The 21,446-nt window shown below is 52.2% G+C and carries 21 protein-coding genes and 1 tRNA gene; 10 read left to right on the top strand and 12 right to left on the bottom strand.

Annotated features, from left to right (window positions below; all coding sequences use genetic code 11):
- Positions 1–62: 62 nt before the first annotated feature.
- Together PYCH_RS05175 and PYCH_RS05170 are read right to left on the bottom strand one after the other, a co-directional pair.
- On the bottom strand, positions 63–2,138 hold the full coding sequence (locus PYCH_RS05175; protein ID WP_237698648.1) for a DUF11 domain-containing protein: 2,076 nt from the start codon (positions 2,136–2,138) through the stop codon (positions 63–65).
- Between the two features lie 83 nt (positions 2,139–2,221).
- Complete coding sequence (locus PYCH_RS05170; RefSeq protein WP_013905797.1) at positions 2,222–4,966, bottom strand: DEAD/DEAH box helicase; 2,745 nt, start codon at positions 4,964–4,966, stop codon at positions 2,222–2,224.
- A 62-nt stretch (positions 4,967–5,028) separates the two neighbouring features.
- On the opposite strand from PYCH_RS05170, the gene hjc reads away from it, so the two are divergent.
- Positions 5,029–5,397: a Holliday junction resolvase Hjc gene (gene hjc / locus PYCH_RS05165; RefSeq protein ID WP_013905796.1), complete on the top strand. Its 369-nt coding sequence runs from the start codon at positions 5,029–5,031 to the stop codon at positions 5,395–5,397.
- Positions 5,398–5,400: 3 nt separating this feature from the next.
- A complete protein-coding gene (locus PYCH_RS05160) occupies positions 5,401–6,948 on the top strand; it encodes a COG1470 family protein (protein ID WP_013905795.1) in 1,548 nt (515 codons plus the stop codon).
- Here PYCH_RS05160 and PYCH_RS05155 read toward each other — a convergent pair.
- The 6 genes from PYCH_RS05155 to PYCH_RS05130 form a co-directional block, all read right to left on the bottom strand.
- On the bottom strand, positions 6,928–7,527 hold the full coding sequence (locus PYCH_RS05155; protein WP_013905794.1) for a DUF447 domain-containing protein: 600 nt from the start codon (positions 7,525–7,527) through the stop codon (positions 6,928–6,930). The genes PYCH_RS05160 and PYCH_RS05155 overlap by 21 nt on opposite strands.
- Positions 7,528–7,815: a PRC-barrel domain-containing protein gene (locus PYCH_RS05150; protein WP_013905793.1), complete on the bottom strand. Its 288-nt coding sequence runs from the start codon at positions 7,813–7,815 to the stop codon at positions 7,528–7,530. It abuts the gene before it with no gap.
- A gap of 75 nt (positions 7,816–7,890) precedes the next feature.
- Complete coding sequence (locus PYCH_RS05145) at positions 7,891–8,343, bottom strand: 30S ribosomal protein S19e (RefSeq protein ID WP_013905792.1); 453 nt, start codon at positions 8,341–8,343, stop codon at positions 7,891–7,893.
- 3 nt (positions 8,344–8,346) lie between these two features.
- Positions 8,347–8,766 (bottom strand): YhbY family RNA-binding protein, encoded by a 420-nt coding sequence (locus PYCH_RS05140; RefSeq protein ID WP_013905791.1) that lies wholly within the window; start codon positions 8,764–8,766, stop codon positions 8,347–8,349.
- A gap of 55 nt (positions 8,767–8,821) precedes the next feature.
- Positions 8,822–8,898 (bottom strand) — tRNA-Thr (locus PYCH_RS05135).
- 42 nt (positions 8,899–8,940) lie between these two features.
- Entirely contained in the window at positions 8,941–10,059 is a 1,119-nt protein-coding gene (locus PYCH_RS05130; RefSeq protein WP_013905790.1) for a TRM11 family SAM-dependent methyltransferase, read from the bottom strand.
- 88 nt (positions 10,060–10,147) lie between these two features.
- On the opposite strand from PYCH_RS05130, the gene PYCH_RS05125 reads away from it, so the two are divergent.
- From PYCH_RS05125 to PYCH_RS05100, 6 genes are all read left to right on the top strand, one after another.
- The gene (locus PYCH_RS05125; protein ID WP_013905789.1) at positions 10,148–11,248 is read left to right on the top strand and encodes a hypothetical protein; all 1,101 of its coding nucleotides are present in this window, start codon (positions 10,148–10,150) and stop codon (positions 11,246–11,248) included.
- Positions 11,245–12,084 (top strand): helix-turn-helix transcriptional regulator, encoded by an 840-nt coding sequence (locus PYCH_RS05120; protein ID WP_013905788.1) that lies wholly within the window; start codon positions 11,245–11,247, stop codon positions 12,082–12,084. Before PYCH_RS05125 ends, PYCH_RS05120 begins: the two co-directional genes overlap by 4 nt.
- 75 nt (positions 12,085–12,159) lie before the next feature.
- Entirely contained in the window at positions 12,160–14,361 is a 2,202-nt protein-coding gene (metG, locus tag PYCH_RS05115) for a methionine--tRNA ligase (protein ID WP_013905787.1), read from the top strand.
- A 41-nt stretch (positions 14,362–14,402) separates the two neighbouring features.
- Positions 14,403–14,750: a 6-pyruvoyl trahydropterin synthase family protein gene (locus PYCH_RS05110; protein WP_013905786.1), complete on the top strand. Its 348-nt coding sequence runs from the start codon at positions 14,403–14,405 to the stop codon at positions 14,748–14,750.
- Between the two features lie 9 nt (positions 14,751–14,759).
- Positions 14,760–15,521, top strand: a complete 762-nt coding sequence (locus tag PYCH_RS05105) for a 7-carboxy-7-deazaguanine synthase QueE (RefSeq protein ID WP_013905785.1) — start codon at positions 14,760–14,762, stop codon at positions 15,519–15,521.
- Positions 15,522–15,567: 46 nt separating this feature from the next.
- Positions 15,568–15,858 carry a hypothetical protein gene (locus tag PYCH_RS05100; protein ID WP_013905784.1) on the top strand — a complete coding sequence of 97 codons (291 nt, stop codon included), beginning with the start codon at positions 15,568–15,570 and terminating at the stop codon, positions 15,856–15,858.
- Here the strand turns inward: PYCH_RS05100 and cysS are convergent.
- Entirely contained in the window at positions 15,855–17,285 is a 1,431-nt protein-coding gene (gene cysS / locus PYCH_RS05095; protein WP_013905783.1) for a cysteine--tRNA ligase, read from the bottom strand. The genes PYCH_RS05100 and cysS overlap by 4 nt on opposite strands.
- 115 nt (positions 17,286–17,400) lie before the next feature.
- Here cysS and PYCH_RS05090 point away from each other — a divergent pair, with 115 nt between their 5' ends.
- Positions 17,401–17,628 carry an Lrp/AsnC family transcriptional regulator gene (locus PYCH_RS05090; protein ID WP_013905782.1) on the top strand — a complete coding sequence of 76 codons (228 nt, stop codon included), beginning with the start codon at positions 17,401–17,403 and terminating at the stop codon, positions 17,626–17,628.
- A gap of 17 nt (positions 17,629–17,645) precedes the next feature.
- Here the strand turns inward: PYCH_RS05090 and PYCH_RS05085 are convergent, their stop codons facing one another.
- The 3 genes from PYCH_RS05085 to PYCH_RS05075 all read right to left on the bottom strand — a co-directional run bounded on the left by PYCH_RS05085 (position 17,646) and on the right by PYCH_RS05075 (position 20,261).
- Positions 17,646–18,320, bottom strand: coding sequence for a TIGR00153 family protein (locus tag PYCH_RS05085; RefSeq protein WP_013905781.1), 675 nt, complete (start codon positions 18,318–18,320; stop codon positions 17,646–17,648).
- 4 nt (positions 18,321–18,324) lie between these two features.
- Positions 18,325–19,542 (bottom strand): inorganic phosphate transporter, encoded by a 1,218-nt coding sequence (locus PYCH_RS05080; RefSeq protein ID WP_013905780.1) that lies wholly within the window; start codon positions 19,540–19,542, stop codon positions 18,325–18,327.
- A gap of 83 nt (positions 19,543–19,625) precedes the next feature.
- A complete protein-coding gene (locus PYCH_RS05075; RefSeq protein WP_013905779.1) occupies positions 19,626–20,261 on the bottom strand; it encodes a metallophosphoesterase in 636 nt (211 codons plus the stop codon).
- A 399-nt stretch (positions 20,262–20,660) separates the two neighbouring features.
- Between PYCH_RS05075 and PYCH_RS05065 the strand changes: the two genes are divergently transcribed.
- Complete coding sequence (locus PYCH_RS05065; protein ID WP_013905778.1) at positions 20,661–21,446, top strand: nitrilase; 786 nt, start codon at positions 20,661–20,663, stop codon at positions 21,444–21,446.

Here is a 21,446-nt window from a genome sequence, read left to right as displayed (position 1 = left end):
TGAGAACTTCTGGAGCTCGTTATAAATAAACTTTTCCAAGAAAATGTGATAAAAGGGCGAGCTCATACTTTTTCGATACCTTCTTCTTTGTACCCCTGCTCTTCCTTCTTGGGAAGGCCTCCTGGCCTGGACTTTCTTCTGAGCTTCTCCCTAAGCTTTTCGTATTCTCCCTTATACTTCAGCATCATTGTTCCAAAGGCAACGGTAGTCACGAGGAATACCGTGAGAAGGATGCTTAGGAGTATCTTGATGCGGTCCTTCTTCTCTTCCTGGGGTACATACTTGGCCGTGACGTTCATTATCTCTTCCGCGAGTGTCGAAGAAGAGTTGCCCATTGAAGCTAGGACGCTGTCTATATACTCAGGTAGATCTTCTGGCGTCGGCCACTTCTCAATGACCTTCTCTTTGACAATGACCGTAGGGGGCACCGAGTTTATGAGAACGAGGTTCGGGAATTCCTGCTCATGCCAGTTGCCGAGCGGGTCTTGATACCTAAGGGTCGCACCAACTATGGAGATGCCCTCCCCAAGGACCAGATATTCTCCTTCCACAACCTTCTCCTCGCCCGCCGCGAGGTCTCCTATATACAGTGTCTCCTCACCATCCAGGGCGTTCCCCAGCTTGAGAATGAGGGTTGCGTTCTTCACGAACTCGTAGGTGGGATCTGTTCCCGCAGCGGAAACCGTGAATCTGAGCCTGATCGTCGAGTTAGCCTTTGCCCTCACGTAGTTACTCCAGGTGCCATTGTACGCAACCGCTTTGAGTTCGAGCCGTGGAATCGCATAAACAACTATTTTGTCAATTGTATTAGAGGTCACGGAGATCTTCTTTCCGGCCTCGTTGTAGTACTCCACCTTCACGGGCCCGAGGGAGTAAGTTCCGACTTTTGTGGGCTTAATCGTGTAGACGAGGACGGGCATCTCGGAGAATGGGTCAAGGGTGCTGAGTGTCCAGACGCCTATGCCACTCTTGAGCTCGAAGTCGTTGGGCAAGGGTGCCACGACCTTAACCCTGAAGGCGTTACCTCTCCCATCGTTCCTCACATTGATGAAAACTATGAGTTCCTCCCCATCCAGCAGAAGAGCCCTGCTACTGACGCTTAGCTCAGCTATTACCTTGGCTTCTCTAATTATCGGTTCCGCAACAGCCCCGGGGGGTGCGTAAACCCTTACTAGGGTTCTGTTATACTCAAGGTCGACGCTGTTCGGAGGGATCTCAACCCTCAGCGGGGCTTTCGTGCAGGTATAGCTCCCACCCTCCTTCACGGTGAACGTTTCGAGAACCTTACCGGCCTTGTCGAGGATGGAGAACTTGGAATAGTAGCCCAAGGTGGCTAGGTATATCTGGTAAGTTGTTCCATTGTAATCAACCCTAAGGCGCTCCCCGACGTAAAGTATGTCGCTGTATATAAGCTGGGTAGGTTCCTCAACTACCTGGGCGTTCTCCTTTTCAGAGGTGTTGCCACCCTCCACGATCTTCAGACCGGAGAATATGAGCGTTGGAACGTAAATGTCAACTATGGCGTAATCATCCTTAACGGCGTCGTCAAGGATGAGATATATGATTGGGGTCTGGGATATGTCCGATGTGATTGGATACGCAACGATAAGGTGCTTTCCTTCGTCGACACTTCTCACGATGATACTGCCACTCGGGGTCGTTATCTTAAAGGTCGCGGTGTTGTCCGTGACCTCTGTCAGGGTGATTTTATAAGGCGGGTATCCACTGGGAAGAGTGTAGGTGGCTCCCACGGTCATCTTGTAGTTCTCCTTCAGGAGCTTAAGGGGTGTCATCAGCTCCAGGTACACCATTTCCCTGTAGGAGGCGACCCACGACAGCTTTACGGCGAAGAGAACGTTTGCCGAGCTAGGATAGTAGAGGACATCACCGACGGACAGTGGCTCCTCCGCTTTTTTGACCCCGTCCTCATATATTGTTATGACGGCTTTCGTCCAATCTTGGTCAACGTCCGTGAATTTTACCGTGTATCTCCCGAACTCTATATAACCCCCCAGTTTTAGTCCAATCATCTTTGACAGACCTGAATAGCTCTCTTGGGCGCTGACAATTTCTATGGGTTGCAAGATTGCGAAGAATGCGAGCCCGATAAGAATTACCGCGAGCTTCCTCATTTTCATCCCCTTTCCGGACGTTTTATTTGGGAGGGCATCATAAATACCTAAGGCTTTAAATGGAGAGTGAGTATAAAGCTCTTTTGGTGTCAGCGCCAGAACCTTTTCGTGCGTATGAACTGCTTCTCAGCTTCCATGAGGACCAGCAACAGAGCGGCTCCCCTGTACTGAGCGAGTAACCTCGTAGCAGTCCCAGGTCCGACGCCGTAAGTAGCTAGGGCTAGGATTGCATCAAACCCGTAGCTCCTGAGCAGGTCGCTGGCCTTCAGACCCTTCCTATAAGCTTTCACCTCTTCCGGACTGAGGGATTTGCCCCTCCGCATCTTCTTTAGGGCCTTCTGAAACTCCTCAGCGTCCTTGGGGTGCAGTGGGGCTAGCATTATGGAGCCACAAGCAGGGCACTTTAGCTCTTCCGCTCTCTCCTCCAGCCGTCCTACCCTAGTCTCCCAAGCCTTCCCACAATTTGTGCAGACGAGCACTATACTGGAGTCAAGGAGCCTTCTCCTGAAGATTTCGAGCAGTTCATCCCTGTCAAGGCCCCCTGCAACCAGGAATTCCCCGCCGACCGTGATGTTTGCGGAGGCTAGGGGTGAAGGCTCCTTGGCGAGCATCGTTCTGACCCTTATTTTACCTTCCCTGATTTCCTCCAGGACCTTCTCTGCCCTCTCGACGTCGATTTTGTCATGGAAGAGCTCGTTAAGGGTCTCTTTCTCTATTATAGTCCCCCCGAACAGCTTCTCCACGGCTTTTATCCTCGCGTTCCTCCTGAGGGCTCCCATCCTTCTGGCCACGTTTAGCATCCTCCACCTGTAGATAGGGCCCTCCCTCAGGGAAGCTGCCACAAACTCCCGGAGTCTTCCCGCGCCCATCGTCAGGTAACCTTTTACCTCCTCCGGGTTCAGCTGGAAGGGTGTCCTGAAGACTAAGGTATGGGCCTGTGCCCTGAAAGCGAATATCTTACCATACTTAAGGCTTAGGAGAGCCCATACGAACCTACCGAGGGCCTCGTTGACGTTGTTTCCGAAATCGGCGTGAATGACTAGGAATTTTGGAAGTGACTCAACGCATACATCCCTGTCCGTTGGCAGGGGCTCCTGCTTCCTAAGGATTTCGACGGCCCTTCGGAGTTCCTCCTCCCTAAACTTCACTCCTTTAATTAGCCTCTTCCCCCTCTCCATGTCAAAGACTAGCTCTCTCCTGAGCCTCCCGACCTCCCTGGCAATTTCGAAGGGTACGGGTATCATCTCGCCCTCCCAGCTAGGCACAGCTCCCTCCACGTTTCCGCTTTCCCTAACCTTTATTAGGAAGGCTTCTTCGTTTATCTCCAGAACGACCCAGCTCCTTCCATGCATTATGAACTCGACACCCTCCGTTAGGTTCATTGCGAAGCTCTCGTCTATCCTTCCGATGACCCTGCCGCTGGTGACGTCGAGGACTCTGTAGCTGACCTCGTCCGGGATGGTCGAGAGGTTCTCGAAGTAATACCTGTAGGCGTTCCTCCTCAGCTTAAGGTTCCCCTCCTCATCCTGACTTATTATGTTCGCTTCCTCAAGCATCCTTATAACCTTAAGATAGTCCTCCCATTCGAGCTCTTTGTAGGGGTATGCTCTCTTTGCTACCTGATAGGGCTCCCAGACCTTCATGGTCCGATTCTCTATCAGAAGGCCTATCACGAAGTGAGCCAGAACATCCAGAGCGTTCTTGTATGGCCTTACGGGTTCCAGCTTTCCTTCAAGGACTCTTTTGGCTATGACAAGGCTCTGGAGGTAATCCTCCACGCTGGTGGCGATTACATACGCCTCGCTGACCTCTCCGAGCCTGTGGCGGCTCCTCCCTGCTCTCTGAATGAGCCTGTTCACCTGACGTGGACTCATATATTGGATTACGACATCCACGTCTCCTATGTCGATGCCGAGCTCCATCGAGGAGGTACAGACGAGAGCCTTGACCTTTCCCTCCTTCAGCTTCCTCTCGGCCTCAACCCTCGCCTCCCTTGAGAGACTTCCGTGGTGAACCTCTACTGGCTTCCCCCAGACCTTGAGCCTATGGGCGAGTACTTCGGCGAACTGTCTCGTGTTCACGAATATCAAGGCTCTCTCATGCCTCTCCACGATTTCCCACAGAACCCTCAGTCTTGCGGCAACATCAATCGGGACCTTCAGCCTCTCTGCGAGATCAGCATCCCTTTCGTCCGGGGCTGGGAAAAGAACTGTGAAGGAGTACTCCTTCCTTAAGGATGGCTTCACGACAATTTCAGCTCCAAGCCACTCCATGACCTCCCTCTCATTCCCTATAGTGGCCGAGAGCCCTATCCTCTGAAAGTCGGCCAGAAGAGCTAACCTCTCAAGGTTAAGAATAAGCTGAGCTCCCCTCTTATTGTCCACGAGCTCCGCCACTTCGTCAACGATCACGTAGCGGACGTTCCGGAGATAGGGTCTTAAGGAATTCATCGTCAGGATTATTCCTAAGGTCTCGGGCGTTATTATGAGGACGTGGGGAGGGTTCCTAACCTGCCTAGCCCTTCGGGACTGGGGGGTGTCCCCATGCCTTACCTCTACTCTTACGCCCGTCTTTTCTCCCCACCACTCGAGCCTCTCGAGGAGGTCCCTGTTGAGGGCCTTGAGGGGGGCTATGTAGAGGGCCGCTATGGGCTTGAGGCCTTCCTTGAGAATCGTGTCAAGAACGGGGAGGAAGGCGGCCTCGGTTTTACCGCTACCCGTTGGGGCGATTATCAGGACGCTTTTTCCAGCCTTTATTTCTCGAAAGGCCTTAATCTGGAGCTCGTTCAGGCTCCCAAACTTCTCTCTCACGGCCTTTCTGAGGGTTATGTGCATGTTATCAGGTGCGGCGGTGAGCTTTTAAAAGCTTGACCGTCATCATAGTCCAAGGTGAACCCATGCGGTACAGAAGGGGAGCGGCCGCCGAGAGGGAGCTCATAAGAATGCTCGAGGAGAGGGGATTCGCGGTTGTTAGGTCTGCCGGGAGCAAGAGGGTTGACCTCGTCGCCGGCAATGGGAGGATTTACCTCTGCATAGAGGTCAAGAGCACTAGGGCCGAGAAGCTCTACGTGAGGGCTGAAGACATTGAGAGGGTTAAGAGGTTCGCGGAAAGATTTGGTGGTGTCCCCGTGCTCGCCGTTAAGTTCGTGGGAAGGGGATGGGAGTTCTTCAGACTGGACGGAGGGAGTCGCCTCAGGTTCTCGCCTGGCAAGGGGGAGTCCCTCGACGTACTCCTGGGTCTTCAAAGACAACTCCTGGAGGTGTGAGAATTGAGGAAGCTTGCTATCTTTTTCGCGGTTCTCATGCTCATAAACTTCCCCGTGGGAGCTCAGTCTTCCCTGACGCTGGAGGTGAACCCAAACTACCTGGAAGGGCTGCCAGGCGAGGTCCTGCACCTGAACGTTACCGTCAGGAACGCTGGAAGTGAACCGGCCGAGAACGTGACCGTTTACATTGCCGGTCCAGTGAGAGGAATTCTCTTCACGCAGGCCTTCATAAGGCTTCTCCCCCCCGGGAACGCCACCAACGTAACTCTAACGATTTACATAAATGATGCCCAAGCTGGGGTCTACGAGCTAAAAGTAGTGGCTAGATTCGGGAGCCAGCTTGTGGAAGTTCCCTTCAGGCTCCGTGTTAAATCGGTCATAGGTTACTCACTCTCCATAGAGGGAGCGGAGCGCTATCTTTACGGGAAGGATGTGGGTCTCCTACTAACACTTTCCTCGAAGGCTAACTCAATCCTGATAGGGACCGTTGAGTTCAAATTATACATGAACGGAAGCCTCTTGAAGGGCGAGCGGTTCATAGTATACCTTTCCCCTGGGGAGACTTGGAGACGCTCCGTGAAGATAGAAAGGCCAGAACCCGGGAACTACACCGCCGTTCTCTCTGCCGACTTTTATGGAGTCAGGAAGGAGGTATCGCTGAACTTTACGGTTTACAGGAGGGACCTCAGGTACTCAGTCAGCTTTGAGAACGGTGCGATAGTGGTGAGGGTTACGGAAGGGAATAGGCCCGTTTCGGGGATACCTGTGACGATAGGAAACACCACGATGCTGACAGACGAGAGCGGAATGGTTGAGTATCCAGTTAGTGAGCCTGGAACATACAGAGTCGTGCTTAATCTGGACGAAAAAATCGTAGAGACCGTTGTGGATGTTAAGAGGCCTATCCTTATGCTCCGGCAAGAGGGCTCTGAGCTCGTCGTGAGGGTGCTCGACCCGACAGGGAGTCCAATAGCGGAAGTCCCAGTAGTTGCTGTTGGACCCGAGGGAAAAGCATACGGAACAACGGACGCTAACGGTACCGTGCGCTTCGATGGAGAAGATATTGGGTACGGTCTCATTACGGTGATTGTAGAGAGCTCTCGCTATCTCTCGGCTAGAGAGTCCATAACGCTTGAGGCCCCAACGTCCACGCCCTTAACCATGAGCCCGACCTATACGGAGACGTCTATATCCCAAGCAACAACTCCTCCGATTACTCCCTCGCCAAATTACACCCCGTCGCTCGCATACACCAAGGGAAGCCATCTGCCCTTAATCCTTTTCATTTTCCTGGCACTCTTTGCTACCAGCTCCTACGTGGCGTTCTTTAGGCCTCTAGTTGTCGAAGACAGGCTGGGCAGGTACTACTTTGTCAAGATAAGGGCTCCGAAGCTAAGGGCTCTCCACGGTTTCAGGTATGAGAAGGCAGCCAAGGCCATTGAGGCTTGGGCTACCAAAGGGGATGTTAAAATCGAAGATGGCAAGGTCGTGTGGGAAATCGACGAGCTGGAGCCTGGAGAGGAAGCCACCCTACAGATATTCCTGGCCTAAGAGCCGCATGATCTCCCGGGCGGTCTCACTCCTTCCTCCTAACCTTTCGTATTCTCCGAAGAGTTCCCTTGCCTTGTCGAGCATCTTCGATGAGTCGATTCCTCTCTTTCTTGCCACTAGAATCCTTGAGGCAAGAACCGCGAGTTCTAGCAGGTAACAGTCGGCCCTGCTAAGGGGCCTTGGTGGTCTCGCTATGATTCCAACGTGGACTGGTGCGAAGGTGCACCTTAGCACCTGACTACTTCCCAGGGAGTCCTCGATAAGTCCTTCTAAGCACTTAACACTTCCCTCGATCCAGGAGAAACCTTCAATTCTTTGCAGAGGGACCTTCTCGGCTGGAACGAATTCAAGGGAGAGGGAAAAGTTGAAGGCCGCCTTCACGAGGAGTTCGACATCATCTACTACATGAAGAACGGCGTAGGGCCATGCCTTCAGATCTTCGAAGCTCCTTCCCTCGAACAGCTTAAAGTGCAGAATATTTCCCCTCCTAACGACACCTACTGGCGTTACGTTGGTTTTCGTGACGAGCAGGAGCTCGTAAACCTTGCCCTCCTCTGGAAGAAGTGTCTGGAGGGACAATCAGGAATGCCTCCCGGTGCTCCTCAGCTTGGACTTCACGGCTAGCTTAGAGGAGTCAATGATTATTACCTCGCCGATGCTCTTGACGGCGCTTATTGGTATTAGGAGGAGACCCTCGTGGGTAGTGACGAACTGGCTCGTGTCCAAGTCCTCGTCAGGTTCCGCGACTATTACAAGAAGCTCTCCGGTTTTTTCGTCGAAGCTCAGGTCGTAAACCCAACCGAGCCTCATGCCGGTGTCAGTTATGAGCTCAACATCCCTGAGCTTTGATGCCTTTATCTTCACCATTTACCATCCCCTGAGAGCATCCACTGGAAGGTATAAAATTTTTGTGGAGGCCAAGGGTGAAGAGAAAAGGGAAGCTCAGTACTTCTTGAGCTCGGGAATTATCTCTTCAAGCTCCTTCTTGAGCTCGGTAGCTATCTTGTCGAGAAAGCTCCTGCCCTTGGGCGTTACAACCCTCCCCTTACCAGGAACCTTCTCCACGAAACCTGCAGCCTCGAGTTGCTGAAGGGCCTTCCTTATTATACTTCCACCGGCCTTGTAGAAGCGCTCCGGTGCATGACCACGATTCTTCCTACCACCGTAGTAAGTCCTAAGTCTCTCGATGCCAACGGGGCCATCCACATAGACCCTCCTGAGTATGGAAGCGACCCTGTAGTACCACCAGTCCTCCTGCTCCGGAAGCCTCTCCTTATGCCTCCCGGTCTTTACGAACGGAGCCCACTCAGGAGGCTTTATTTCTGGTATCTCCTTGAGCTTCTGGGCAACCCTTTCGACGAGCAGGTCACCGGGAACATCATAAACCGTCGCCATTCTTCAACCCCTCCCCTTCTTGAACTTCTTCCGGAATTCGAGGATATCGAGCTTAATCTTGCGTACGGGCTCCTCCTGAGCCCTCCTCTTTGCCTGCTCCTTAAGCTGGAGTCTCTTTAAATACCTTTCCCACCCCTCTCTCGGGCGGAACAATATAAACCTTTTGCCCCTGACCTCGAGGAGCTCGCTGTCCGTGAGCTCGGCGACCTTCTCTGCTATCTGTTTTCTCGTCATCTTGGTCGCGATGAGGGCGCCCTTTCTTATCTCAACCTTAAGGACGCCGGTTCTCGCGAGTTGAGTTTCTATCTCCTTTATGACGCTCTCCTCAAGCCCCCTCTTCCCTATCCAGGCTCGCGGCTCGATATCATAGTATCTCGCCCGAAGGGCCCTTCTCACTTTTCCCGGTAATCGCTTAACCGCCATACTCTCACCCAGAAGGGTGGCGGATTCTAGGCTTTTAAACATGTCGGAAAAGTTGTGGAGCCGGGACCGGGATTTGAACCCGGGACCTGGGGATTACGAGTCCCCCGCCCCACCAGGCTAGGCTATCCCGGCTCGTGCCAATTCCCTAACGAGCAAGGGCCTTTATAAATTTTGCTACCCTTTGAACTTCATCACGTGGATGTCCCTTATGAGCCTGTGCCTCTCCTCGAAGTCGAGATGCCTTTCGAGAACCTCGAAGCCCAGCTCTTCAAGCCATGGGCGGTTTCTCCTGTACATGCCACCCCCCTCGAGCCTGTAGGCTGGAAAGACGAAAACTACGCGAGCGTTCCTCTTCAGGACGTCCGCAAAGCTTTCGAAGGCCCCGTAGTAGAGGCGGTCGAGCTCCCTTGCCATCTTCACGGCCTCTTCCTTCGTGGACGTTCGGCGTAGGGGCTTGCCCATGTAGGGCTCCGTGACTATAGCATCGAAGCGAGTCCTGAAGCACTTTCTAAGCCTTCTGACGTCGCAGATCTCAAGCTGGGCAACCTTCCTGACGCGGAACTCTCTTCTAAGCCACTCGAGATTTCTCCGGGCTTCCCTTATTCTTTCCGGATTCCTATCGCTTCCGTAGGCGTTCAGGCCCTGGAGGATGAGCTCTTGAAGGATTGTTCCGATGCCGCAGAATGGATCGAGGACATTCCCCCTCCTGACCTCGGCGAGGTTGACCATTATCCTTGCAAGCCTTGGTGGTATCGAAAGGATGGGCCTCACAACCGGCCTTTCAACGTCAAGTTTCTTGAGTTCGAAGGGATCCGTTATCCTAACGGTCTCTCCCACGAGGATATCACCGTCCCTGAAGAAGAATACGAAGTCCTTGGTCTCTGGAAAGCCCTTTAGCAGGAGCTCGCCGGGCATGGCGTAAACGTTGGCAGGTTTAAAGAACTTCGTTCTGTCTTTCCTCTTGAGGATTTCCTTGACTTTTGACCCAAGCTTCCTCCACACCCGCCAGTCGTTGTTCCCGTAAAGGCTGAGGGTAAAGAGCCTTGCATATTCGAGATGTTCTATCGCATCCTCCCCATTCCCGATAATCCAGACAAGCTTCAGAGAGCCTCCGAGCCATCTGAAATATCTTTCTATCTCTTCCTTTGCCTTGATGAGAACCCAGCTCGTATTTGGGCCTGAGAGATGCTCCTCAAGTATCCTAATCCCTAACCTGAACCTTTTGGAGAATGCTCTGAGCTCTGCGATGCTGAGCTCCGGGTTTTTACCGAGAACGATAGCGTATCTCCGCATGAGGGGAGCTCGGTGCTTAGGTTAAAAACATTGGCACCTCACCGCAAACCCTATGAATGAATTAGGTAAAGTTCAAGTGGGAGCGTGAATGAGAAGTAAAAGCGCTGCTCTGTTAATCGTGGCAATGATTCTTTCCGCGACCGTAGTCTATGCGGATGAAAGGGAGAGTGCGGAAGCTCTTCTTAAGGTTCTTGAGAGGGCGATAAGCGTTGCCAAGATGTTCGATGTTGATGGAAACGTGAAGGCCGCGGAGGAGCTTAGGGATAGGGCAACAGATATGCTGGATGCCGGAAAGTATCTAGAGGCCAAAAATCTCTCGGTGATGGGTCTCAGAGCCGTTGAGAGTTCCCTTCGGCAGGTTGAGGTTAGGGACGAGAGCCAAATGGACCTTGCCGGGGAGATAAACAGGGGGCTGAAATACCTGAGTTACGTTAACTTAACCTTAACTTACCTAGAAAAGAGGGGTTACAACACCTCCGCGCTTAGAGAAGCTTATCTGAACACCCTTTCCCTATACCTGCAGGCAAGGAATGAGCTAAGAGTCGAGAACGTTCAGGCTGCTAAAAAAACGTTGGAGAAAGCGGAAAGTGAGAAAAGGATGCTTGAAAGTGCTCTAATATCTATGTTTCTCACCTTCAGGCAGAGGAACGCGAGGCACGTAGTCGAGGATTTCCTGAATAAGAGTGGGTTTCTCCTGAAGTACGCCGAGCTGACCGCCCTAAGTGCTGAGGACGTTGGCATTGAGGTCAATGAAATTCGGCATGAGGTGGAGGAGGTTAGGGCCTTAAGGGAAAGAGTAAAGAGGCTCGTGGAAGAAGGCAAGTGGTTGGAGGCTCTTCAGCTCATAGATGAGAGCTCACCACTCCTCCTCAAACTCCAGGCTGAGGCCAGCAGGCTTCAGGCAGCCTACGTCTTCAGGCAGGCCTCCGAGAATCCGAGGTCTTTTCTCGGTAGGCTCCAAGTTAAGGCCAACCAGTATAGGGGTATCCTTGAGGATATGTCGAGAAGTGGAATTGATGTTTCAAGACCCATGGAAGCATTGACATTCGCGGAGAAGAACATCGAAGTGGCCTCCTTAAGCCTCTCCATGGGTAGGGAGAGGGAGGCCCTCCTTTACATGGTCAACGCTCTTAGGGCCCTGAATTACGTGGGTCGCTTCATATCGATGGCTGGGGGGGGCTCGGAATGAGGACCTGGATTTTTTTGCTCTTTCTCATGCTTCTCCTGCCCCTCGCATCTGCCCAGTATATCCCAATCGATCTCCAGCTTAAGGTTTACAGGGATGGTGTCGTTGAGGTCTCGATGAGGATAATCCCGGAGGAGTACGCCTTCCAGGTTGAAATCCCGTTGCTTGGGAAAAATGTTGAGGGAATAGAGGTAACTGATGAAAATGGGGAGCCGCTCGTCTATGAGATTCGTGGGGATGTCCTCGTGGTTTACCCAGAAGATGCGGATGAGATTCTCGTGAGTTATTACACGCCCGACCTCACGATGAAGGAGGGTGTCGTATGGACCCTTAAAGTTTCCATCAATCAGACTTTCACGGTGGTGCTTCCGGAGGGCACGGTGATCGTGGGCCTGAGTGATATCCCAATATCCCTTTCCGGGAACACAATAGAGATGCCACCAGGAAATCAGAGCATTTCCTACGTGTTCGAGGACATAATCCCCGAAAGGAGGCGTTTCTATACGTACTTCCTCATCGGTGCGGTTATTATTGCCCTTTTGGTGGCCTTGAGATTCTGGAGGAGGCCGAAGAAGGTTGAGGAGAAACCTCCCGAAGACTTTCTTTCCCGCTTGATGCGGGAATACAACCTAAATGACGATGAGATAAGGGCCATAAAGTACCTGATGGAGGTTGGCGGGGGAGCTAGCCAGGCCGATGTTAGGAAGGCTCTTGATATACCTAAGACCTCCGCTTGGAGGATGTTTAGAAGACTAGAGCAGAGGGGTCTCGTCAAGATTTACAAGAAGGGAAGGGAAAACTGGGTGGAGCTGGCGATTGATATACAAAATGAGACATAACGTCTACCTGTCGTAATAACCTACCGTAATGTTTAAATTTTGCACCTTTCACAACAACGGGCAGGAGGTGGTAAAATGGTCAGGTACATGGTGACCTCCGCGCTTCCCTATGCCAATGGGCCAATTCACGCCGGTCATCTCGCCGGTGCTTACCTCCCCGCGGACATCTTCGTTCGTTATCTGAGGCTGAGGGGCGAGGAAGTGGTCTTTATATGCGGAACCGATGAGCATGGAACGCCGATAACCTTCAGGGCCCTGAAGGAGGGTAGGAGCCCAAGAGAAATCGTTGATGAGTTTCACGAGCACATAAAGACGACGTTCGAGAGGGCGAAGATAAGCTTTGACTTCTTTGGAAGAACTGAACTTCCTGTTCACTACAGACTAAGCCAGGAGTTCTTCCTAAGGGCTCTCAAAAACGGCCATCTCGTCAAGAAGGTCACAAAGCAAGCCTACTGCGAGCATGACAAGATGTTCCTGCCCGACAGGTACGTCATCGGAACATGCCCCTACTGTGGGGCGGAGAACCAGCGTGGCGACCAGTGTGAGATCTGTGGAAGGCCACTCACGCCGGAGATACTCATAAACCCGCGCTGTAACCTCTGCGGCAACCCGATAACCTTCAAGGATTCCGCCCACTACTACATCAAGATGGAGGACTTCGCGGAGAGGCTCAAAGAGTGGGTGAAGCGGCAGGAGCATTGGAAGCCGAACGTGAGGAACACCGTCCTCGGCTGGATTGAGGAAGGTCTTGAAGAGAGGGCAATGACGCGCGACCTCGACTGGGGCATTCCTGTTCCACTCGATGAAGAGGACGTAAAGGGCAAGGTCCTCTACGTCTGGTTTGAGGCTCCCATAGGCTATATCTCGATAACGATGGAGTACTTCAAGAGGAAGGGAGAGCCGGACGGTTGGAAGAAATACTGGCTCAACATCGACGGTCAAACTAAGGTAATTCACTTCATAGGCAAGGACAACATTCCATTCCACGCCATATTCTGGCCGGCCTTCCTGATGGCCTACGGCAAGTACAAGGATAGGGACGTCGAGGCTGAGTGGAACCTGCCCTACGACATTCCGGCTAACGAATATCTCAACCTCGAGGGCAAAAAGTTCTCGACGAGCAGGAACTGGGCCATCTGGGTTCACGAGTTCCTCGACGTGTTTCCGTCAGACTACCTCCGCTACTACCTCACCGCAATAATGCCCGAGACTAGAGATAGCGACTTCAGCTTCGCCGACTTTAAGGCGAAAATCAATGAAGAGCTCGTTAACAACCTTGGAAACTTTGTCCACAGGGCGTTAACCTTTGTGAACCGCTATTTCAACGGAATAGTCCCGGAAAGGGGTGAGCTGGACGACCTTGATAAACAGGCCTTCGAGGAGATTGAAAGGGCATTCAAGGAGGTTGGTGAGCTAATAAGCCAGTACAGATTCAAGGACGCCCTCAAGAGGGTTATGGCCCTTGCATCCTTCGGAAACCGCTACTTCGACCACCAGAAGCCGTGGAAGACCGCGAAGGAGGACAGGATTAGGACGGCGACGACTGTCAACGTCTCCCTGCAGATAGTCAAGGCCCTAGGAATACTCCTCGAGCCCTTCCTGCCGGATGCGAGCGAGAAGATATGGCACCTGCTCAACCTCGAGGAGCTCAAGCGCTGGCAGTTCAGGGAGCTTCCGGCCGGTCACAGGGTCAGGAAGGCTGAGATACTCTTCAGGAAGGTCACCGACGATGAAATTGTGTATTTCATTGTGAACTACGTTGCACGCGGAAACCCCGAGAGCGCGAAGCTCCTCCTCGATAAATACTACAAGATGGATGACGTCGTTAGGATAATTCTTGAGCGCTTTGGCGAGAAGCGCAGGGAGGAGGCTGTGGCAATACTTAAGAGTATCTACGGTGAAGAACTCGAGAAAAAGGCCAAGAAGGGGAAGAAAAAGGGGGGTGAGGAAATGGAGCGCGTCAAGTTCGAGGACTTCGCGAAGCTTGACCTCCGCGTTGGAAAGATAATCGAAGTCAAGGACCATCCGAACGCCGACAGGTTATATGTGATCAAGGTGGATCTTGGGGGCGAAGTTAGGACGCTTGTCGCCGGGCTGAAGAAGTATTACAAGCCCGAGGAACTTCTCAACCGCTACGTTGTCGTGGTCGCAAACCTCGAGCCCAAGAAGCTCCGCGGTGTTGAAAGTCAGGGAATGCTTTTAGCGGCAGATGACGGCGAGAACGTGGCCCTCCTTATGCCCGACAGGGAGGTAAAGCTTGGGGCCAAAATCAGGTAGACTTATTACCTCCCCCATCTTACTTTTCGTGGTGGCCTCGAATGAAGATTAGGGTTACCTCCCGTTTTAAGTTTGAGGCGGCCCACGCGGTAAAAATAGGAGACGCTTGGGAAGAAGTTCACGGCCACACCTTCACGCTCGAAGTAACCGTTGAGGGGCCGTTAAGGAGGGACTATGTTATAGACTTCTTAAAGCTCAGGAAGATAGTTGAGGGTGTTGTAAGGGAGCTCGACCACAGGAACCTTAACAACCTTCTCGACAATCCCACAGTTGAAAATATTGCCCTCCGGATAGCGGGGCGGATAAGAGACAGACTCCCAAGCCACGTGAAGCTGAAGCGCGTAATTCTTTGGGAAGGGGACGAGAACGCCGTCGAGCTTGAGTTCTGAGGTGATAAGATGAGGCTCGTTCTGGCAGAGGTCTTCAACAGCTGGCAGGGTGAGGGAGGTAGCGTCCCGGGAAGCGCCTTTGGGAGAAGGCAGATATTCATCCGCTTCGCAGGCTGCGACCTTGATTGTAATTATTGCGATTCCAGAGAGTTTATAAATGCCTCCAGCGTCCTTCACTGGCGCTATGAAGTTGAGCCTTTCACGGGCCGCTTCGAGTACAGACCAAATCCGGCCAGGCTGGATGAGGTCGTAGATGCAATTCTTCGCCTCGACACTGAGGACATTCACTCGATAAGCTACACGGGTGGCGAGCCGACGCTCCAGGTCAGGGGGCTTCAGGCTATAATGGAGAAAATGAGGGAGCTCGGCTTCGACAACTTTTTAGAAACCCACGGGGGCCTTCCGGGGCTCATCAAGGAGATCGCTCCCCTAACGGACTATGCGAGTGTTGATATAAAGGACGAGACCGCTAAGGCTACGGAGAACTGGCGCTCCCTCGTTCTCAGGGAGGTTGAGAGCATAAGGATATTAAAGGAGGCGGGAGCCGAGGTCTACGCGAAGCTCGTAGTAACGAAGGATACCAAGGTTGAGAACATTCGCTGGTACGCCTCGCTCCTGAAGGGCCTTGCTCCCCTTGCCATCCAGCCGAGGGAGCCAATGGACATTCCCATGACAAAGCTCATGGCCCTTTACCGTGAAGCTGCCCTGATAATGGGGAGGAAGAACGTCAGCCTGAGCTTCCAGGTTCACAAATACTTGGGCGTCCTCTGAGCGGAAGTCTTAAATACTGGAGGGTGGAGGGTAAGGGAGGGTCCTCATGGACGAAAAAGAGCTCTTGGAGTACCTCAGCCTCCTAAGAGCGAGGATGGAGTTTGCCGAGAAGTTCTATGGCTTTCGGATGAACTATCTCCCTCTGTACTTGGGAAATGATGAGATCATCGTGCTCGACAGGAGGGACGGCCGCATAAAAAGGCTGAGTGATAAAAGGCCCATTGAGGGGGAAGAACTCAGAAGGCTACTCCCCAAGATAATTGAAAACATCAGGAGCGGATTTGTGGACACGCTCTTGACGATGAACTTTTCATACATTCACGGGCCGGAGGATTAAACTCTAATCCTCTTCCACACCGTGCCCTGGGGAGTGTCCTCCAGCTGAATGCCAAGCTTTCTGAGCTCTTCCCTGATCTTATCGGCAAGGTCATAGCGCTTCTCCTTCCTCAGCTGGGCTCTGACATCCACGAGCAGCTTTATAAGGGCCTCCTCGTTTCCGGTCTTCTGCTCCTTGAAGTAGTCCTCAAAGAGACCGAAGACCTCGCTTACAGCCTTGAAGAACTCCCAGGCCTTCCTTAGGACGCTCTCCTTTGGCCTCTCTACCTTTGTGAGGTACCTGTTCACGGCGTTGGAAACCTCAAAGACGGCCTTAAGGGCTTCAGCGGTGTTGAAATCGTCGTCCATAGCCTCATAGAATTTTCTTCTTCCCTCCTTAATCACCTCGTAGAGCTCGAACTCCTCCTCGCCCCAGGTATAAGCCAGCTCCACCCTCTCCATTGCAACCCTTATATTCTCAAGCGTGTTGTATAAACGCTCAAGATTGTTTTTCGCGTGCATCAGGCCCTCCTCGGTGTAGTCAAGCGGCGAGCGGTAGTGCTTCTGAAGGACGAAGAAGCGGATGACTTCGGGAGAATACCGCTGGAGAAGCTCTCTCACCGTCACGAAGTTTCCGAGGCTCTTACTCATCTTCTCGCCCTTGACCATCACGAAGCCCGTGTGTAGCCAGTAGCGGACCCACTCGTGCCCGAAGCAGGCCTCGCTTTGGGCTATCTCGTTCTCGTGGTGCGGGAAGATTAAATCATTGCCGCCGCCGTGAATGTCGAAGCTCTCGCCAAGGTATTTACTACTCATAGCTGAGCACTCGATGTGCCAGCCCGGCCTTCCCTCGCCCCAGGGGCTTTCCCATTTTGGCTCTCCCGGCTTAGCCTTCTTCCAGAGGGCGAAGTCTTCAGGGTTCTTCTTACCCTCGCCGGGCTCAACCCTCGCACCTTTCTTGAGCTCTTCAACCTTTATTCCGCTGAGCTTTCCGTATTCTTTAAACTTAGAAACCTCAAAGTAAACACCGTCGCTCCCCTCGTAGGCGTAGCCCTTCTCCTCGAGTCTCTCTATGAAGGCTATGATATCGTTGACGTGCTCCGTTACCCTGGGGTAGACGTCGGCTGGCTTAACCTTGAGGGCGGCCATGTCTTCGAGGAAGACCCTGATGAACTTCTCGGCAAGCTCCTTCGGATCTTCGCCCGTCTCCTGAGCTCTCTTGATTATCTTGTCGTCTATGTCGGTGAAGTTCATGACCATGAGAACCGTGTAACCCCTGTGCTCTAAATAGCGCCTTATAACGTCGAAGGCTATGTAAGTTCTCGCGTGGCCAAGATGAGGATAGTCGTAAACAGTCGGGCCGCAGACGTACATCCTGACCTCGCCTTTTCTTAGGGGTTTGAACTCTTCCTTCCTCTTGGTGAGCGTGTTGTAAACCATGATGACCATTTTGACCACCGCGTTTCCATCTGGATGGTAGCTTATTAGCGTGTCGGTTTCGGCAAAGGAGGAGGAGATAACCTTTAAATACTAGCTGAGGGTAAATTCATTTTGGTGATAGCCGATGGTGACGGCATTTATACTGATGGTTACGGCCGCCGGTAAGGAAAGAGAAATCATGGAGAAGCTTCTCGCGATGCCCGAGGTTAAGGAGGCCTACGTCGTTTACGGTGAGTATGACCTCATAGTGAAGGTTGAGACGGATACACTGAAGGACCTCGACCAGTTCATAACGGAGAAGATAAGGAAGATGCCCGAGATACAGATGACCTCGACTATGATAGCAATTTGAAGAAAAAGAAGAGCGTATCACTTGTTCATCATTATCCTTATTCTTTCCGCGGCGTCCTTTGCCTTGTCCGAAATGTTACTGAGTGTTCTGGCTATGTTGAGTATGTAAAGGCCATCGCCCCAGCTCAGCCTATCTTCATTCTCGAAAACTAGCCTCATGAGCTTTGTATCAAGCCCGTCTATTTTGTTCTCCACGTCCTCGATTTCCCTGATGAGCTCGTACTCCCTCTCTATCTCCCTCTCTGAGAAGCCACTTTCAACTACGATGTCCATTTGCCTTATAGCCTCGAAAACGAGCTTGGCAGCCTTTATGCTCTCTTTCCCCATCTTCAGTATGAGGTCCCTAATATCCTCCGGAACGTTTGGATTAGTCTTCACAAGAAGCCACTTGGCAGTATCCTCGGCGGCGTCGGCTATCTTGTCCTGCATGTGGAGGTACTCTAGGATGTCGCTCCTCTGAACGGGCATCAGAAGCTTTGAAGTGATGCTGTCCCTGAGCTCCTTCTTTATGGTATCGGCAATGTCCTCCAGCCTGTCAACTTCAACCGCGTAGCGTCTCATCGCCTCGTAGTCCCCCTTGCTCCAGCTCTCAAGGGCCTTCTCAAGGGTCTCCACGGCCTGCACAACGACCTCAGCGTGCTTTATGAGGGGCTTGAAGGGACTCTTGGCGAAGAGCTTCGTCCACACCTGCATGTCATCACCCCACGAGCATGAGGGCTTTGAATATTACGGCGGATATTATGGCGGCGACGGGCACCGTGACGAACCAAGAGATTATTATATCCCTCACGATGTCCTTGTTTATGGCCTTTATGCCCCTAGCTAGCCCGACGCCTATGACGGCTCCAACTACGGTGTGAGTAGTTGATATTGGCATGCCAAGCCAGCTTGCGACGAGGACTACAGTCGCCGCTGAGAAGTCTATGCTGAATCCCCTGGTGTTCGTGAGTTCTGTTATCTTCTTACCAACGGTCTCCATAACCTTATATCCGTAGGTTAGCACGCCGAGGGCTATGCCTAGGCCGCCGAGGGCAAGTATCCATTTGGGAACGGGCACTTTTGCTCCTGCCAGACCCATCGTCGCTATCGTATAGACCGCAGCAACGGGACCCACGGCGTTGGCGACGTCGTTGGCTCCATGGGCAAGGGCCACGTACCCGGACGTTATAACCTGGACCCTGCGGAATATCGCCTCGGCCCCGAGGTAGGGATTAACCTTGGGGAACCTGATCTGGAGAAGGGCAAAGCTCACGAGAAACGCGAGGATGCCAGCAGGTATGCCGTACTTTAGGATGCCCGCCGGGAGGGACTTTCCATGGAGAACCTTGATGTAGAACATCGTCCCTATGACGACGAAGGCCAGCCCTATCCAGAATGGAGACCACTGCTTGGCGCTTTTTATCGGATCCTTGCTCTGGAGGACGGTCTTTGTAACGGCCTTGAAAACTATGAAGGCCATGATGGCACCGGCTATCGGAGAGAGTATCCAGCTGAGGATTACCTGCACCATCTTACTCCAGTTAACCACGGATAGACCTGCGTAGACGATTCCGTACCCAACTATCCCTCCGATTATTGAATGCGTTGTCGAGACCGGGAGGCCGTAGTGGGTGGCTATCAAAAGCCAGAGCGTGGCACCAAGGAGGGCGGCCACGGACCCATATATCAGGACGTTGGGGTCGTTTATTTTCGAGGGATCTATTATACCCTTTCTGATAGTTTCGGTGACGGTCTTTCCGAAGAAGTATGCTCCCGTGAACTCAAGAACGCCTGCGATGATAACCGCCTGTCTTGGCGTAATAGCCCCCGCTCCTACGGCTGTACTCATGGAGTTGGCCGCATCATTGGCACCTATGGCCCAGGCCATGAAGAGACCAATGGCTATAGTTATCAGGAGCCATGGGTCCCATAACATTTTCTCACCAAGTCGCCGGTGGTAGGGTTTGCTATAAATACATTGCCGAAATAGAATATTGTGAGCTATTAATCCAATATAGTCTATATAGATAGTTTGCCGAGATAAATTCCCGGTGGCAGAAATGCCTCCCCCTCTACGGCCTCCCTCAAGAAGGGCACTCTCTTTATTCCCTCTCGAACGTCCATTCCCTCAAAGAAGGGGTTCACCGTTGGAATTATCAAGAAATTTCCAATTTTAAAAAAGCACTTAACTTTCTTTTTAACACCTCTCCAGCCTATTAGGACCGCCGGATGGATATGACCGAGATATGCCATCTCAAACTCCACTTCCGGGAGGGTTTGATGACCGTGAATGAAGAGAGCTCCGTCGATCAAAACGTAATTAACAACCTCAATATTCTCGAATTTTTCAGCCACATTTTCAATCCGTCCGTCGTGGTTGCCCTTTGTTATGATAACATCAAAATCCCCTAGGAGGGCAAAGAACTCTTCGAGAACTCGTCGAGTGAAGGGGCCAAGGCCGAGCTCGTCCTTGACGTCCCCAAGGATTACAACGATATCGGGTGATCTCTCGGATATAAACTCTGCCAGCTTAACCTCAAACTTCGTCCTGATGTTGATGCCTCTAGTGATTTCAAATCCAAGGTGGGGATCGGCAAGAAGAAGAAGCCTTCCGCGAGAGGTTTCAAACTCAAGGACGAGGTCGGAAAAATCCATAAAATCACCGAAGGAGGGGCTCAGATAAGGCCCCTCTCCTTCTTCCTCTGCCTCTTGAGGCGCCTTATCCTTTTCTTTATCCACTTCCACCTCATCCTACCTTTCTTCTTCCACTTCCTTGGTCTCCTCTTCATGAGCGTCACCTCCTGGGCTCCAGAGTAGGCTTAAGAGGGGTCTTTTTAAGCTTTTCCCACCCCCGATTCCTTCCATCAGACGTAGGCCTTTTTAGAGAGGCTCCCCTTCCTTAGAATAAAAAAAGAACAAGTTGGCCTTAATGGAACGTTGGGCAAAGGCCAGAGACAATTTTCAATCTTGCAATGTTATCGTGCCCCCACTACCTACTCTTGGACTTCAAAAACTTTATTAAGAGGAACCTCACCACGAACGTCCGGTGATGATATGAAGGTCGCCTTCGTCCAGATGGAACCGGTGCTCCTCGAACCTGAAAAGAATTACTCGAAGGCGGAGAGATTGGTGAGGGAAGCGGCGAAAGAGGGGGCTAAACTCGTTGTCCTTCCAGAACTTTTCGACACAGGCTACAACTTTGAGAGTGGGGATGAAGTTTATGCCATAGCACAGCCAATTCCCAATGGGAAGACAACGGACTTCCTTATGGAGCTTGCCGAGGAGCTGGACATATTCATAGTGGCCGGAACAGCCGAGAAGGATAGGGACAGATTATATAATTCGGCCGTCGTGGTCGGCCCAGAAGGTTATATCGGAAAGTATCGCAAAGTGCATCTCTTCTACAGGGAAAGGCTTTTCTTTGAGCCTGGAAATCTTGGCTTTCGCGTCTTCGACCTCGGCTCCGTCAAGCTGGGTGTGATGATATGTTTCGACTGGTTCTTCCCAGAGTCTGCAAGAACGCTCGCACTGAAGGGGGCCGATATAATAGCCCATCCCGCCAACTTAGTCATGCCCTATGCACCTAGGGCCATGCCTATTAGGGCCCTCGAGAACCGCGTCTACACGATTACCGCCGACCGCATAGGTGAGGAGCGCGGTCTAAGGTTTATAGGCCTCAGCACCATAGCTTCCCCGAGGGCAGAGGTTTTGGTTCAAGGTAGCGAGGATAAGGAGGAGGTCGGTGTCGCGGAGATAGACCTGAGTCTTGCGAGGAACAAGAGGCTAAACGAGCTTAACGACATATTCAAGGACAGAAGACCTGAGTACTACGAGTTGTGA

Source organism: Pyrococcus yayanosii CH1 (assembly GCF_000215995.1).
In the GTDB taxonomy this organism is placed as follows: domain Archaea; phylum Methanobacteriota_B; class Thermococci; order Thermococcales; family Thermococcaceae; genus Pyrococcus; species Pyrococcus yayanosii.
This window is presented reverse-complemented; position numbering and strand designations above follow the sequence as displayed.

Coding starts and splice junctions, on each gene's coding strand:
- PYCH_RS05105 (WP_013905785.1), top strand. CDS start 14,760: ATGAGGCTCGTTCTGGCAGAGGTCTTCAACAGCTGGCAGGGTGAGGGA.
- PYCH_RS05145 (WP_013905792.1), bottom strand. CDS start 8,343: ATGGCGACGGTTTATGATGTTCCCGGTGACCTGCTCGTCGAAAGGGTT.
- metG (WP_013905787.1), top strand. CDS start 12,160: ATGGTCAGGTACATGGTGACCTCCGCGCTTCCCTATGCCAATGGGCCA.
- cysS (WP_013905783.1), bottom strand. CDS start 17,285: ATGGTCATCATGGTTTACAACACGCTCACCAAGAGGAAGGAAGAGTTC.
- PYCH_RS05065 (WP_013905778.1), top strand. CDS start 20,661: ATGAAGGTCGCCTTCGTCCAGATGGAACCGGTGCTCCTCGAACCTGAA.
- hjc (WP_013905796.1), top strand. CDS start 5,029: ATGCGGTACAGAAGGGGAGCGGCCGCCGAGAGGGAGCTCATAAGAATG.
- PYCH_RS05125 (WP_013905789.1), top strand. CDS start 10,148: ATGAGAAGTAAAAGCGCTGCTCTGTTAATCGTGGCAATGATTCTTTCC.
- PYCH_RS05140 (WP_013905791.1), bottom strand. CDS start 8,766: ATGGCGGTTAAGCGATTACCGGGAAAAGTGAGAAGGGCCCTTCGGGCG.
- PYCH_RS05130 (WP_013905790.1), bottom strand. CDS start 10,059: ATGCGGAGATACGCTATCGTTCTCGGTAAAAACCCGGAGCTCAGCATC.
- PYCH_RS05150 (WP_013905793.1), bottom strand. CDS start 7,815: ATGGTGAAGATAAAGGCATCAAAGCTCAGGGATGTTGAGCTCATAACT.
- PYCH_RS05080 (WP_013905780.1), bottom strand. CDS start 19,542: ATGTTATGGGACCCATGGCTCCTGATAACTATAGCCATTGGTCTCTTC.
- PYCH_RS05110 (WP_013905786.1), top strand. CDS start 14,403: ATGAAGATTAGGGTTACCTCCCGTTTTAAGTTTGAGGCGGCCCACGCG.
- PYCH_RS05090 (WP_013905782.1), top strand. CDS start 17,401: ATGGTGACGGCATTTATACTGATGGTTACGGCCGCCGGTAAGGAAAGA.
- PYCH_RS05120 (WP_013905788.1), top strand. CDS start 11,245: ATGAGGACCTGGATTTTTTTGCTCTTTCTCATGCTTCTCCTGCCCCTC.
- PYCH_RS05100 (WP_013905784.1), top strand. CDS start 15,568: ATGGACGAAAAAGAGCTCTTGGAGTACCTCAGCCTCCTAAGAGCGAGG.
- PYCH_RS05085 (WP_013905781.1), bottom strand. CDS start 18,320: ATGCAGGTGTGGACGAAGCTCTTCGCCAAGAGTCCCTTCAAGCCCCTC.
- PYCH_RS05175 (WP_237698648.1), bottom strand. CDS start 2,138: ATGAAAATGAGGAAGCTCGCGGTAATTCTTATCGGGCTCGCATTCTTC.
- PYCH_RS05170 (WP_013905797.1), bottom strand. CDS start 4,966: ATGCACATAACCCTCAGAAAGGCCGTGAGAGAGAAGTTTGGGAGCCTG.
- PYCH_RS05075 (WP_013905779.1), bottom strand. CDS start 20,261: ATGGATTTTTCCGACCTCGTCCTTGAGTTTGAAACCTCTCGCGGAAGG.